General features: G+C 59.8%; 10 protein-coding genes. 5 read left to right on the forward strand and 5 right to left on the reverse strand.

What is annotated here, in order from left to right; translation table 11 throughout:
• Positions 1–21: 21 nt before the first annotated feature.
• Positions 22–1,953, reverse strand: a complete 1,932-nt coding sequence (locus tag OKC31_RS12550) for a hypothetical protein (RefSeq protein ID WP_247823670.1) — start codon at positions 1,951–1,953, stop codon at positions 22–24.
• A 643-nt stretch (positions 1,954–2,596) separates the two neighbouring features.
• Here OKC31_RS12550 and OKC31_RS12555 point away from each other — a divergent pair.
• From OKC31_RS12555 to OKC31_RS12570, 4 genes are all read left to right on the forward strand, one after another.
• Positions 2,597–3,595 (forward strand): BMP family lipoprotein, encoded by a 999-nt coding sequence (locus tag OKC31_RS12555; protein ID WP_005340803.1) that lies wholly within the window; start codon positions 2,597–2,599, stop codon positions 3,593–3,595.
• Between the two features lie 85 nt (positions 3,596–3,680).
• Positions 3,681–5,246 carry an ABC transporter ATP-binding protein gene (locus OKC31_RS12560; protein ID WP_270657059.1) on the forward strand — a complete coding sequence of 522 codons (1,566 nt, stop codon included), beginning with the start codon at positions 3,681–3,683 and terminating at the stop codon, positions 5,244–5,246.
• A complete protein-coding gene (locus OKC31_RS12565) occupies positions 5,246–6,364 on the forward strand; it encodes an ABC transporter permease (RefSeq protein ID WP_005340798.1) in 1,119 nt (372 codons plus the stop codon). The genes OKC31_RS12560 and OKC31_RS12565 overlap by 1 nt, the downstream gene beginning before the upstream one ends.
• A 2-nt stretch (positions 6,365–6,366) precedes the next feature.
• On the forward strand, positions 6,367–7,332 hold the full coding sequence (locus OKC31_RS12570; RefSeq protein WP_021230728.1) for an ABC transporter permease: 966 nt from the start codon (positions 6,367–6,369) through the stop codon (positions 7,330–7,332).
• Positions 7,333–7,597: 265 nt separating this feature from the next.
• Here OKC31_RS12570 and OKC31_RS12575 read toward each other — a convergent pair whose 3' ends face one another.
• Positions 7,598–9,589 (reverse strand): bifunctional 2',3'-cyclic-nucleotide 2'-phosphodiesterase/3'-nucleotidase, encoded by a 1,992-nt coding sequence (locus tag OKC31_RS12575; RefSeq protein WP_247823669.1) that lies wholly within the window; start codon positions 9,587–9,589, stop codon positions 7,598–7,600.
• Positions 9,590–9,937: 348 nt separating this feature from the next.
• On the opposite strand from OKC31_RS12575, the gene OKC31_RS12580 reads away from it, so the two are divergent.
• Complete coding sequence (locus OKC31_RS12580; protein WP_069529778.1) at positions 9,938–10,879, forward strand: hypothetical protein; 942 nt, start codon at positions 9,938–9,940, stop codon at positions 10,877–10,879.
• A gap of 80 nt (positions 10,880–10,959) precedes the next feature.
• On the opposite strand, the gene mgtE is transcribed toward OKC31_RS12580, so the two are convergent.
• The 3 genes from mgtE to nirC all read right to left on the reverse strand — a co-directional run bounded on the left by mgtE (position 10,960) and on the right by nirC (position 14,756).
• Positions 10,960–12,384: a magnesium transporter gene (mgtE, locus tag OKC31_RS12585; RefSeq protein WP_111900427.1), complete on the reverse strand. Its 1,425-nt coding sequence runs from the start codon at positions 12,382–12,384 to the stop codon at positions 10,960–10,962.
• A 146-nt stretch (positions 12,385–12,530) separates the two neighbouring features.
• Entirely contained in the window at positions 12,531–13,931 is a 1,401-nt protein-coding gene (gene cysG, locus OKC31_RS12590; protein WP_247823668.1) for a siroheme synthase CysG, read from the reverse strand.
• Between the two features lie 12 nt (positions 13,932–13,943).
• Positions 13,944–14,756 (reverse strand): nitrite transporter NirC, encoded by an 813-nt coding sequence (gene nirC, locus OKC31_RS12595; protein WP_247823667.1) that lies wholly within the window; start codon positions 14,754–14,756, stop codon positions 13,944–13,946.
• Positions 14,757–14,761: the final 5 nt, after the last annotated feature.

Below are 14,761 nucleotides of genomic sequence, written 5' to 3' on the forward strand. Positions count from 1 at the left end.
AGCAGGGGCGCTCTGCATTGTTTACAGCTGATCGGCACAGCTGACCTTGTTTCCATCCAGATCGGTACAAGATACAAAGACTTTGTCAAAGGTCGATCCAGCTACCGGTGTCATTTGGGTTGACCAGCCATAGCCAACTCCCTTGGCGTAGATGCTAGTGTGGCTGTCTTGATCTTCCTGCATCCAGCCGATGTACTTGAGTGCACCGTAATCGTTTTGGGCATGAAGCGCCTTGAATTCATTGCTCGAGATCAGGCACATGGGCTCTCCCATTGCCTTGGAGAGTTCGGCATCCCGCACACCCACAGCACAGTTGCCAGATACCTTGATGGTTAAATCGCTGCGATCCAGCATCTCGTCAAAGAACGGGATAACGTTGATGTTGAATTTGACGCCAACCTCTTTGGGTTCCCAGCCCATGCCGGTGTCTACGTACTTAGTCTCAATGCTTTCCCACAGGATAGTGGGCGCCTTGCCCGAGAAATGGTCGGCAAACTGCTTCAGGGTTGCGGCATTGGAATCGATCTCATCTTGGGTCAGCGATTCGTCCAGCTTGCTCTGATCTATGGTCAGTGCAATGTCTACCGCATCCTTTAACTGTGCCTTGGCCTTGGTCAGCCGAGCCTTGGCCTCATTGGTCAGACGGAAGAAGTCCGCATGTGCCACTAGCGCATCTGGTTCGATATCCATCTGGCTGAACTGGGTCTTGAAGGTGCTGGCGCTCTCTTCATAAGTGGTATGGAATTGCTGCCCCCAGCTTTGCTTGATATGCATGCGAGGCAAGGTCACCTCTTCTTGCTGGGTTGCATACGCATTATCCGGGCCGTATTGGTAGGATGCGGCAATATTGAGTGCCGATGCCATCGCCATCGCTGAGGCGCGTAGGGCCTTGGCGCTGTCGAGATTGAGGGTAATCGCATCGTTGTCACCATAGATTGCGCTGTAACCCGGGTCCTGGATATCGGCCAGGGTGGCGGCGACCTTGTCCATACTATCGGCATAGGCCCCCATCAGCTTAGCTACGTCACGGGTATATCCTTTGCCACCCTTGAGACTAAAGGCCATGGAGGCGGAGTATGGTGTGTGGATAATGACATCGATCACTTTAGCCAGGTTGGTGCTGTAATTAACGCCCATCTCAGAAGAGGTAAAGCCTAAGCGTTCTGCAACAACAGGGTCGTTGGTTACTTCGAGCATGGCCAGCATGGCCAGCACGATCTGGCGATCGGTTTTGCCAGTGTCTGTGGTCTCGGCCTGCAGCGTGCTCTTGTACTCCTTGAGCTTATCTTCCACATGCAGGGTTTTTAGATCGGTCAGCGTCAGCAGATCGGTGAGTACCTTGTTGACTGCAACTGATTGACCATTAATCACTGCCAGCGAGGCATTCATATGTGCTTCGGCAGCTTTGGTATCAACCACTTTTTTGTCGAGCTGTGCCTGTTTCAGGGCTTCATTCAGGCTGGTATTAAAAGCGTCATCGCTTTCAAAACGGATGGTATTGCCCAGCTTGGCGATGGCATCAGGCTTCAGGGTGATACCGTTCGCAGGATCGTTGTCGTCATCCATGGTTTGCAGCAGGGCGGCGATACGAATGGCGCGATCTTTGTCACCCTTCTCGGCGATGGTATATGGGGTTACCAGGGTCTGACCTTTTTTAACCTGGGTTTCCCCAAGCGGGATTGAGCCCAGTTTGAAGGTACAGGTGTCACCGTCATTAAAGAGGAACTGACCTTGCGAGTTCGTGACGTCCGAGTAATTGCCGCAGGTGTAGTTCAAACCGGCTACCGCACTATCAATAAAGGTGGCAGTCAACGCAGGTTTGGTGGCGTTTCCACCATTGCCACTGTTATTGCCATTATCTGTGCTGGCACTGTCGCCACCACCGCCACAACCAGCCAGCGCCAAGCTGGATAACGCCGTCACAACCGATAAAGCCAGAATATTTTTTTTCATTTTTATTTTCCTGAAACAACGATGCATATGTCACCGGCACCTGGCTGAGGAAGTCAGAATGGGTGGCATGACTTGATGCAAAAGAAGCCCAATTGATGTTTTTGTTAGTTTCATTTGAGATCTATGCGGCGGGCATCATACAGGGGCTCATATGGTTTTCAACTTGATCTGGATCTCGAGTTCATATGAATTGTGAGCTTGCTCAACAAAGTGGAGGTGGGGGCTCATTGTTGGTTAGGGAATGTTGACTGGAGAGTATTAGAGAGAGGGTCTGTGAGTGTTGGTCGTTTCCAGCTGTAGCCAATCCTTGCTCGCGCGGTTTGTGGGGATTTTGCGAGCCGGATCACGGGCTTGCCGGGGGGCTGGATGAATAAGAGGGGAAAACGGTTTACAGTAACTTGCTGAACAATAAGAGAAATGTCGTTTGGGTCTTCTGGTTGTTAGCATAAAAAACTGAAAAGTAGCTAAAAAACAACTGCTTATAAGGTTATTTGCTTAGAATTCAAACCGTTAACGCAAACGTTTTTCCCTTATCATTTGCTTGACCCGCATCGGGGCTGACTTAGAGTAAGCCTGCGTGCTAGATAGCCTGCTCTGACAGGCAAGCAAGTTCCCTCACTTAATAACAATCAAGGATACGATCGTGACTAAAGTGCTCAAGCTGGCCACCGTGGCCTCCCTCACTCTCGCTGCTCTCTCTGCTCAGGCTGCTTCCGAGCCAGCCGTCATTTATGACACCGCGGGCAAGTATGACAAATCATTCAACGAAGCCGTGTTCCGTAACGGCGTCGAGCTCTACAACAAGGACAAGGGCGTCAAGGTCAAAGAGTTTGAACCCCAGAACGAAGCCCAGCGTGAGCAGGGTCTGCGTCGTCTGGCCAGCCGTGGCAACGGCCCGATCGTGGCGGTCGGTTTCAACATGGGTTCTGCGGTAGAGAAGGTTGCGACCGAATTCCCGAAAACCCAGTTCACCATCATCGACATGGTGGTCGACAAGCCGAACGTCCAGTCCGTCATCTTCAAGGAGCATGAAGGTTCCTTCCTGGTGGGCGCGCTGGCTGCCATCGCTTCCAAGAGCGGCAAGGTCGGCTTCGTGGGTGGCATGGATATCCCGCTGATCCGCAAATTCCAGTGCGGTTACGAGCAGGGTGCCAAGTTCGTCAATCCGAAGATCGAAGTGTTCCAGAACATGGCGGGCTCTACCCCGGCCGCGTTTGCTGACCCGGCCAAAGGTGCCGAGCTGGCCAAGTCCCAGTTCGCCAAAGGTGCTGATGTGGTTTACGCCGCAGCTGGCGGTACCGGTATCGGTGTCTATCAGGCAGCGAAGGACAGCGGCAAGTTCGCTATCGGTGTGGACTCCAACCAGAACCACCTGCAACCGGGCACCATGCTGACCTCCATGGTCAAGTCTGTGGGTCTGGCCGCTTACCAGACCTGGGATGACGCTGCCAAAGGCGAGTGGAAGCCGGGTATCAAGAACCTGGGTCTGGCTGAAGGCGGTGTGGATTGGGCACTCGACAAGGACAACGAGAAGCTGATCACCCCGGAAATGAAAGCCAAGGTGGATGCCATCAAGGCCGAAATCATCGCTGGCAAGGTCAAGGTTCATGACTACATGAGCGATAACACCTGCAAATACTAATTAGATAGCTGCTACGACTCTCAACGCACCACCGGCCCGCACGGGCCGGTTTTTAGTCTTATTTCATGAAACGCAGGGCTGCATCATGGACCAGACAGATCGCTATGCCATCGAATTAAGAGGTATCGATAAGCGGTTCGGCGAAGTGTACGCCAACAAGCTGATCGACCTTAAGGTTCGCAAAGGCAGTATCCACGGCATTGTCGGCGAAAATGGCGCCGGTAAGTCCACCCTGATGAGCATCATTTATGGTTTCTACCATGCCGACAAAGGCGAGATGCTGATCGACGGGAATCCTTTCAAACCCCATGGCTCACAAGATGCGATTGCCGCAGGCGTGGGCATGGTTCACCAGCACTTCATGCTGGTCAATAACTTCACCGTATTGGAAAACGTCATCCTCGGCGCTGAGAACGGCTGGCACCTTCAGCAGAGCGTGGCGTCAGCCGAAAAGCTGCTGGGCGAACTGGCGCGGGATTATGGCCTCGACGTGCCGCTGCACGAAAAGGTCGAAGACCTGCCGGTTGGCTTGCAACAGCGGGTTGAAATTCTCAAGGCGCTCTATCGCGGCGCCCGCATCCTGATCCTCGACGAGCCGACCGGGGTACTGACCCCGCAAGAGGCGGATCACCTGTTCGAGGTGCTGAAAAAGCTGCGGGATCAGGGGGCAACCATCATCCTTATCACCCACAAGCTGCGGGAGATCCTGGCCATTACCGATCAGGTCTCCATCATGCGCCGTGGCGAGATGGTGGCACACGTCGCCACCAAGGATACCGACAAGGAGCAGCTGGCCGAACTGATGGTGGGCCGCAAGGTGCGCCTCAAGGTCGACAAGGGGCCAACCCAGCCCGGTGACGCCAAGCTGAAGATCGAAGGGCTCAGCTACGTCGACGCCAGCAAGGTGGAGCGGGTCAAATCGGTCAGCTTCGAGGTGCGGGCCGGTGAAGTGGTCGGCATCGCCGGGGTCTCCGGCAACGGCCAGTCCGAACTGCTCAGTCTGCTTGGCGGCATTCTCAAGCCGAGCAAGGGCAGCTTTACCATCAGCAGCCGCAGCGGCGTGCACAAGGTGAGCGCTGAGCACCCGGCCGATCCCGAGCTGGTGCGCAACTACGGCCTCGGCCATGTGCCGGAAGATCGCCACAAGATGGGGTTGATCAACCGCTTCGAGGCGAAAGAGGCCTTTATTCTCGGTTATCACCGCCGCCCGCAATACAACAAGGGGTGGCTGCAGAACAAGGAGGCGATCCAGCAGGATTGTCAGGCCAAGATGGAGAAGTGGGACGTGCGCCCGCCCCATCCCGATCACAAGACCGCCAACTTCTCCGGTGGCAACCAGCAGAAGCTGGTGATCGCCCGTGAAGTGGAGCAGGACCCGGATGTGCTGTTGATCGGCCAGCCGACCCGCGGGGTCGACATCGGTGCCATCGAATATATCCACCAACAGATCATCGCCATGCGCGACAAGGGCAAGGCGGTGCTGCTGGTCTCGGTGGAGCTGGACGAGATCATGAGCCTCGCAGATCGCATTCTGGTCATTGCCGACGGTCGCATCGTCGGCGAGCTGGATGGTGCCAAGGCGGATGAGCGCACCATTGGTCTGATGATGGCGAACATAGTGCCGGACGAAGTTGCCAAGGAGGCCCACTGATGAGCCAAGTACGTATTCCTGCCTGGGTCTCCGTAGGCGTCTTGTCTGCGGTCAACATCCTGCTGGCCTTCCTGGTGTCGGCCATTTTGTTCTACTACCTCGACATCAACCCGGTCGATGCCGCCAAGATCATGTGGTACGGCGCGTTCGGTACAGGTGAAGGGGTCGGCTTCACCCTCTACTACGCAACCGGCTTTATCTTTACCGGTCTGTCGGTGGCGGTCGCCTTCCACGCCGGTCTGTTCAATATCGGTGGTGAAGGTCAGGCCTATATCGGTGGTCTCGGTGTCGGTCTGGTCTGTCTGATGCTCGGCGATGTGCTGCCGTTTGCCCTGCTGTTGCCGCTCTCCATCATTGCCGGTGGTCTGTTCGGTGCGGCCTGGGCCTTTATTCCGGCCTGGCTGCAAGCCAAGCGCGGCAGCCATATCGTGATCACCACCATCATGTTCAACTTCATCGCCGCCTCCCTGATGGCCTATCTGCTGGTGGAGGTGTTCAAGCCGCCCGGCTCGATGGCGACCGAGAGCAAGGTGTTTGCCGAGGCAAGCTGGCTGCCCAAGATGAGCGGGCTGGCTAGCCTGTTCGGGATGGAGATCCCCAACAGCCCGCTCAATATCAGCTTCTTCTGGGCGCTGATCTGTGCGGCGCTGGTGTGGGTCTTTATCTGGCACACCCGCTGGGGTTACGAGATCCGCTCGGTCGGCGCCAGCCAGAGTGCCTCTGCCTACGCCGGTATCTCCTATCCCAAGGTGGTGATCCTGGCCATGGTCATCTCCGGCATGCTGTCGGGCTTCTTCGCCCTCAACGTGCTGCAGGGTGAACTGCACCAGATCAAGCTCAACTTCGTGGAAGGGTTCGGCTTCACCGGTATCGCGGTGGCGCTGATGGGGCGCAACCATCCGGTCGGCGTCATCATCGCCAGCCTGCTGTTCGGTTTCCTCTATCAGGGGGGCGCCGAGCTCAGCTTCGAGTTCGGTGTCGACCGCAACATCGTGGTGGTGTTGCAGGGTCTGGTGATCCTGTTCTGTGGCGCCCTTGAGCACATGATGCGTCCGCGCATCGAGCAGCTCTATCTAGCGTTTGCCAACCGCTCAGCCGCGCAAGCTAAAGGAGTCTGATCATGTTTGAAATTCTGATCCTGATGCTGGATGCGACCATTCGTACCGCGCCGCCGCTCATTCTGGCCGCCATGGCGGGCATGTTTTGCGAGCGCTCCGGGGTGGTCAATATCGCGCTGGAAGGCAAACTGCTGGCAGCGGCGTTCGCCAGTGGTGCGGCTGCGGCGGTCTCCGGTTCTGCCTGGATAGGTTTGGGTGCCGGGGTAGGTGTCTCCATCCTGTTCGCCCTGATGCACGGCTTTGCCACTATCACCCACCGCGGTGATCAGGTGGTGAGTGGCATGGCCATCAACATTCTGGCGGCCGGTCTGACCGTGACGCTGGGTCGTTACTGGTTCGATCAGGGTGGCCAGACTCCGGCACTCTCCGGTGATGCCCGTTTCGCTCCCATCGATCTGCCCTATGCCAAGGAGCTGTGGGATGTGCCGGTGATCGGCCAGCTCTACAGCGAGCTGCTGAGCGGCCACTCCCTGCTGGAGTACGTGGCATTTGCCTGTGTGCCGCTGGCCTGGTGGGTGATGTTCCGTACCCGCTTCGGTCTGCGTCTGCGGGCGGTGGGCGAGGCGCCCGCAGCGGTCGATACCGCCGGTATCTCTGTGGTGCGGATGCGCTACACCGCGCTCCTCATCGGCGGCCTGCTGGCCGGTATCGGTGGCACCTATCTGGCGGTGGCCCAGACGGCCCAGTTCATCCCCAACATGAGTGCGGGCAAGGGCTTTATGGCGCTGGCGGCGCTGGTGTTCGGCAAATGGCGCCCCTGGAATGCCATGGCTGCTTGCCTGCTGTTCGGCTTCCTCGATGCGGTCGCCATCCGTCTGCAAGGGGTCAGCATCGGTGGCTTCGCCATTCCGGTGCAGGCCATCGAGGCACTGCCCTACATCCTGACCGTGTTCCTGCTGGCCGGCTTTATCGGCCGTGCGGTGGCGCCGAAGGCACTTGGCACACCTTATGTGAAGGAGCGGGAGTAGCGTCCTTTGGCGCGATATTCCCGACCCCCCAGATAACTGCAGGCCCACTTCGGTGGGCCTGTTTATTTATGGGCGGGATGGGGCAGGTCAGCCGGGATCTGGATGGTGTGATAGAGGGAGGCGATGGCATGAAGGGATAAACGGGCTGCGCGATCTGCTGCAGGTCGTGGTTGGCGTACAAGAGCTGACCCTCTGCCTGCACCATCAAAAACCCCCTCGTATCAGGAGGGGGTTGCAGAAGTTATTGCCGGATGAACTCTGAGGTTCAGGGTGCTAGCACCAGCTTGTAGACACCAAAGCCGGGGTGTTTGGCATCGGTGGGCGGCAGGGTCTCTACATAGTTCAGCTTGCCACCGGTCAGGGCTTGCGCCTCGCTGCGTGGCGAGCTGTAGATGCGCAGATCCAGATTGGCGGGCAGGGGGGCCATCTGCCAGTTGTTGTCTGCCGGGGGCTCGAAACCGGCCGGATTCTTCTCTGCCAGATCCTTGAGGTATTCGGAGAGCACTTCGCGGGTTTCGAACTGATCTTCATGGACGATCACCTTGGCGTTGATGCCCGGGAAGTTGCCACCACCGCTGGCGCGGTAGTTGTTGGTCACCACGTAGAACATCTGGGTCGGGTCGATCGCCTTGCCCTGATAGGTGAGTTTGGTGATGCGGTAGCTGTCGCTCACCTTGTTGCCATCCACATCGTAACGGGCAGGTTTGGTCACATCGACCTGATAGTTCACCCCGTCGATCACGTCGAAGTTGTAGGTGCGGTACTTCTCGTTGACCAGCCACTGGGTCGCGGTACTGGCGGCATCGATCTTGTTGAACTGGACGGCGCTCTTCTCCAGCCACTCCTGTACGGTCGCGCCATTGATGGCGACCACCTGCAGGGTGTTGGGGTAGACATAGAGGTCGGCCACGTTGCGCAGGGAGATATCGCCAGCCGGTACATAGGTGAAGTCGGTCGGGCCGTTGCGACCGCCACGGAATGGCGCGGCGGCGGAGAGGATGGGCCATTTCTCCTTGAGCTGACCATCCTGTTGCAGTTTCTTGGCGTGCCACAGCTGGGCGTCGCTGACGATCTGGATGGAGGGGTCATCCTGCACCAGCGCGAAGAAGCTGTGGATCGGCTTGGTGATCTTGCTGAGGGGCTCGTCCAGCCACTGGTTGGCCTGCTCGTGCTCGGCAATGACCTGATCGACCACCGCCTGATCTTCGGTGCTGCTGGCACTGCTGTCGATTTTGCGCAGCTGGGACTGGCTGGAGGCCACTTCCCAGCGACCCTCTTTCCAGGTCATGTGCAGGTCGATGATGCCGAGGTGATTGCCCCAGACGCCCGGCATCACGGTCGGTACGCCCGCCAGGGTGCCTTTCTCGTTGTCCACGTCGGTCATGTTGGGGTAGTCGCCCGGGAAGGTGCGGTGGGCGTGGCCCAGCAGCAGGGCATCGACCCCTTTCACCTTGGCCAGCGGCAGAGCGGCGTTCTCCATCATGGGTTCGCGCGGGTCACCAATGATGCCGGTGTGGGCCACGACCACGACGATGTCAGCGCCCTTGGCGCGGATTTCGGGTACATAGTGCTCGGCGGTCTCGACCATATCGGCCACCACCACCTTGCCTTCCAGATTGCGTTTGTCCCACTGGGTGATCTGGGGCGGAGTCAGGCCCAGCACACCGACCTTGATGGTCTGGGTATTGCCGTTGGCATCCTTCACCTGACGATCCAGTACCACATAGGGTTTGAACTTCTGCTTGCTCCAGTCGATGGTGCCCTTGCCATCACGACTGAAGGCATCGGCCTGGAAGACGTTGGCGTTGATGTAGGGGTAGTTGGCCCCTTTCAGGGTCTCTGAAAGGAAGTCGAGACCGAAGTTGAATTCGTGGTTGCCCAGGTTGCCGACATCATAGCTCATGGTGTTGAGCGCCTTGATGGCGGGGTGGGTCTGCTTGCTCAGCCATTGCTGTTTGACCTGCTGGTCGTGGATATAGTCGGCCAGCGGGGTGCCCTGGATCAGGTCGCCGTTGTCGATCAGCAAGTTGTTGGCGTTCTCTTCGCGGGCCTTGCGGATCAGCACAGCGGTGCGGGCAAAGCCCAGCGAGGCATCCGGCTTGTTCTGGTAGTAGTCGTAGCTCAGCAGGTTGGAGTGGATATCAGAGGTTTCGATCAGCCGCAGGGTGAGATCACCGGGGGCCTGAGAGTTGTTGTCGTCACAGCCGGACAGCAAAAAGATAACTGCCACCGCGCTCAGTTTGAGGGTGGTTTTCATTGTTGGATTCTCTTGTTATGGGTATGCCAGCGTGGTGCATTCTATCGACAGCAAAAGAATCCGATTGTGAGCAGGCTGGCAATTCGGGCTAATTACCCTCCTGTTAATAGAGTTATGACTCTGATTTTCATCTGTTTTTTTGGTTCGCTACCCTCGCTGCTTTTCCGCCGTTAGTCACCCTGTAGTCACCGCTGTGCGGTCGGAGCAAGCGGCGCGGTCTGCCGCTCCTGCGAGGCTGTAATGGTTGGTTACAGATCTCCATTCGACTGATAGATGACCTTTCCCTTAAATTCAGCGGCGATTGATTGCATCTAAAAATTACAAAGCGACAGCAAGGAATAAAACCTCATGAAAATGCACAACAAAGCGCTGCTGGCCATCGCCTGCGCTGCGGCCCTGTCTGCCTGTGACAGCGAAAAAGCTGCCAACAGCATCGCCAAACGGGTGCCGCTGGCTCTGCCGGAGGCGGGTCTTTACCAAGCGAATCTGATGAGCCGCGACGGCGACAAGGCGACGCCGCGCATGATCAAGGATCTGGATGGTCTGGCGCTGGTCTACCCGAAGGGTGAAACCGTGCAGTACTGGGGTGTCTGGGTGGATCATCAGGTGGGCAAGGTCGAGACCAACAGCCAGTGGCTGGGTCAGGCTGACCAGAAAGCCGACAAAGACGGGATCTACCCGGTGCAGTTGATCCGCAACAGCGAGCGGCTCGGTACCAGCACGGCGCTCAGCTCGGTGACCAACGACCACAACCTCATCACCTTCCAAGATCAGCCGGTCATCGATCTGCAGGGCAAGGAGATCAAGCGCTGGGTTTTTGATTTCACTCGCACCGGCACCAAGTTCTCCGACAACTCCCCCATCTATTCCGGTTTCAGCGGTCATGTGGCGGTGACAGCCCTGACCACCAAAGCGGTGACCACGGCCAGCTGGAGTGCCACGGACAGCGATGGCTTCAGCAGCGACATGGTGGGCAAGGTGGATACCACCAACAACGGCGGCAAGCTGACGGTAGCGATCGAGTTTCCGGCGGCAGGTTGTACGCTGGTGGGCGAGGGGAGTGCCACTGCCGGGTTGAGCAAGCTGACCATGACCGGGTTTGGCAAGTGCAACTTCAAGCAATCCGCTGCCGCCACGCCGATCGAAAACCTCTGGAATGCCGCTCTGGCCCGGGCGATGGATAACCGCGTCGCCTATGTCACCACCTTTACCACGGATGCCAAAAAAGAGGCGCTGGTCATCGGCTTCCCCGACACCAATGGCTTGCTGATCACCGCTGACAAGCGATAAGCAGCTAACGGCAGGGGTGGGCAAACGCGCCTGAAACAACAAGGGAGCCAGTGGCTCCCTTGTTGTTTTCAACGCACGGTTTACAGCAGGAAGAGTGTCGCCAGCCCGAGGAAGATAAAGAAGCCGCCGGTGTCGGTGATGGCGGTGATCATCACGCTGGCTCCCACCGCCGGGTCGCGGCCGAGGCGGGTCATGGTCATGGGGATAATCACCCCCATCAGGGCGGCCACCAGCAGGTTGAGCATCATGGCGAGCGTCATCACGGCGCCGAGCGCCGCATCCTGATAGAGCAGATATGTTGCAATGCCCATGGTGCCGCCCCACACCAGCCCGTTGATAAAGGCGACGCCGAGTTCCCGCAGCAGCAGGAAGGAGAGGTTGCCCGCCTGAATGTGCTGCAGCGCCAGCGCCCGCACTATCATGGTGATGGTCTGGTTGCCGGTGTTGCCGCCGATCCCGGCGACGATGGGCATCAGCGCCGCCAGTGCCACCAGCTGGGAGATGGTGTGCTCGAACAAGCCGATCACCCGCGAGGCGACAAAGGCGGTGCAGAGGTTGATGGCAAGCCAGGCCCAGCGGGTCTTGACCGCCTTGGAGACAGGGGCGAACACGTCTTCATCCTCGCTGATACCCCCCATCCGGCGCAGGTCGGTGTCACTCTCCTCATAGACCAGATCCACCACCTCTTCGACGGTGAGGCGGCCCATCAGCTTGCCCTTGCCATCCACCACGGCGGCGGAGAGCAGGTCATCCCGCTCGAAGGTGCGGGCCGCCGCTTCGTCGTTATCCTCTGGATCGAAGGTGACCGGATCCCGCTCCATCACGTCGCTCACCAGGGTAGCGGGTTTGTGCAGCAGCACTGTGGTGAGGGCCAGCTCCCCCAGCAGGTGGTTGCGCCGGTCGATGACGAACAGCTTGTCGGTGTTGGCGGGGATCTTGCCGCGCAGCCGCAGATAGCGCTGCACCGTGGCCAGACTCACCTCGGGGCGGATGGTGATGATCTCGAAATCCATCATGGCGCCGACGGTGTGCTTGCCGTAGCGGATCACCTCCCGCACCCGATCCCGGTCGGCGGGGGCCATATAGGTGAGCAGCCGCCCCATCAGGTTGCGCGGCAGGTACTGGCCCAGATAGATCTGATCGTCGATATCCAGGGTACGCAGGGCGTGCAGCAGCTCCTTGTCGCTCATCCCGCTGATCAGGCTGTCCCACACCGTCTCGGAGGCTTCGACCAGGATCTGGCCGCGCTTCTCCTCCTCCACCAGCGCCCACAGGGCATGACGCTCATCGGGCGGCAGCGACTCCAGCGCATCGGCGACGTCGGCGGCGGGCAACCCGTTGACCAGCGCAGTGAGTTCGCTGGTCTGATCGCGCTGCTCTGCATCCTGCACCGCTTGCGGGTCGAGCAGGCTGTCGGTGAGGGCGTCATCGCGTAGCAGCAGGGTGAGAATGCGGGATCTGTCATCCGCGCGCTGCCGGGCGCTGTTCTTGATGGGAAGAGACATGGGATGAATTCCTGAGATGGTAGCCAAGGGCTCAATGCCCATAGGATACCAGACTTAAAACAACAGGTTATGACCGTGATGGGAGAAGAGGGGGGTAAAAGTGAGGCCACCTGCTGGTGGCCTCATGGCGAGTTGCCGAGGATCCCTCAGGCGAGGGCTCGCTGGCGCTGCGGTGCCGCACCAAACCAGGCGAGCCGGTCGGCCAGGGTCACCACCGAGCCCACCATGATCAGCGCCGGACTCTCGACCCCCACCGCCAGCGCGGGCAGCTCATCGAGGGTGCCGCGAAGGACCCGCTGGCAGGGTTGGGTGCCGCGCTCGATCAGCGCCACCGGGGTGTTGCCCGCCTTGCCGTGGGCCAGCAGCTGCTCGCGGATGGTGGCGCAGGATGAGAGCCCCATGTAGAACACCAGCGTCTGCCGATCTTTGGCCAGCAGCGGCCAGTCGAGATCCCGTGCGCCCCCCTTGCCGTGAGCAGTGACGAAGCGCACGCTCTGGGCGTGGTCGCGGTGGGTGAGCGGAATACCGGCGTAGGCGGCGCAGCCGCTGGCCGCGGTGATCCCCGGCACCACCTGAAAGCCGATGCCGCTGCCGACCAGCGTCTCCAGCTCCTCGCCGCCACGGCCGAAGATAAAGGGGTCGCCCCCCTTCAGCCGCACCACCCGTTGCCCCTTCTGCGCCTCCTCCAGCAAGAGCTGGTTGATCCCCTCCTGCGGCACGCAGTGGTTGCCCGCCTGCTTGCCGACGAAGATGCGTTTGGCGTCGCGGCGCACCAGCGCCATCACCTCGTCCGAGACCAGCCGGTCATAGACCACCACGTCGGCCTGCTGCATCTGGCGCAGGGCGTGCAGGGTGAGCAGACCCGGATCGCCGGGGCCGGCTCCCACCAGCACCACTTCGCCAGTGCTCTGGCTCTCGTCGGCAAACAGGTTGTCGGCCAGCTGGTGGGCAGAGGCGCTATCGCCCCGCGCCAGCGCCTGACCGAGCCGATCCGCCCCGAGCAGCCGCTCCCAGAAGCGACGCCGCTCGCCCATGGTGGCGAAGCGGGCCTTGACCCGCTCCCGCAGGCTGCCGGCGAAGGTTGCCACGGTCCCCAGATGTTGCGGCAGCAGGGCTTCCAGTTTTTCCCGCAGCAGCCGGGCCAGCACTGGCGCCTTACCGCCGGAGGAGATGGCCACCATCAGCGGCGAGCGGTCGATGATCGACGGCATGATGAAGCTGGAGCGCTTCGGGTCATCCACCACGTTGGCAAAGATCCGCGCCTGATTGGCGCTCTGGTAGACCAGCGCATTCACCTCGCGCCGATCGGTGGCGGCCACCACCAGCCACTTGCCCGCCAGTTGCTGCGGCGCAAATTCACCGGCCATCCACTCGATGCTGCCGTTGGCAGCCAGTTCCGCCAGCTCGGGGTCGAGCTCGGGCGCGACCACGGTGAGCTGGGCACCGGCATCCAGCAGCAGGCGCGCCTTGCGCTCCGCCACCTCGCCGCCGCCGACCAGCAGCACGGGTTTGTTGTCGAGTCGGCAAAAGATGGGCAAGTAGTCCATGGGGCCTCCGGATCAGGCGGTTCGGGTCTGGTTGGCGGTGCTGGTTGTTTCGCTCACCGCGACTGGGCGCTCGGCCTTGGGGGTGGCATACCAGTAGCCGAGGCCCATAAAGAGGGCGCCGGAGACGGAGTTGCCCAGGGTCACCCACAGCAGGTTGTGGCCGATGCCGCTCAGGGTGTAGGCCTCGGAGTGGGCGCCAAACCAGGAGAGGGCGAACAGGGTCATGTTGGCGATGGAGTGCTCGTAGCCGGAGGCGATAAAGGCCAGCAGGCACCACCAGATGGCGATGAAGCGGGCGGCCCCTTCGGTGCGCAGCGCCATCCAGATGGCGAGGCAGACCAGCCAGTTGCAGAGGATCCCCTTCATAAACAGGGTCAGGGCCGGTGCCAGGGTCTTGGCCAGCGCCACCTTGTGGGCCAGACTGCCTGCGTCTGGCAGCAGGCTGCCGCCGTAGGAGTAGATCAGCGCCACCACGACGGAGCCAATCAGGTTGCCCGCCCAAGTCTGCGGCAGGATACGCAGCAGGTCGGCCATGGTGATCTTGCCGCTCTTCACCCCGAAGGTGAGGAACATGGTGTGGCCAGTGTAGAGCTCGGAGCCGGCGATGATCACCAGCGTCAGGGCGATGCCGAAGGTGGCCCCCATCACCAGCGGCCGGATGGCGGGATCCACCAGATTGCCGAGGGTGAAGATGAGGATGATGCCGAGGCCCACATAGGCCCCCGCCATGGCGGAGCTGAGCCAGAAGCCGAGCTTGTCGCTGCGCTCGAAGCGGTTGATGCGGGCCGCGTTGGCGGCGCACTTGTTGATGGTTTCCGTGTACATCTAGT

Source organism: Aeromonas sp. Y293-4 (assembly GCF_027705905.1).
Lineage (GTDB): Bacteria > Pseudomonadota > Gammaproteobacteria > Enterobacterales > Aeromonadaceae > Aeromonas > Aeromonas veronii.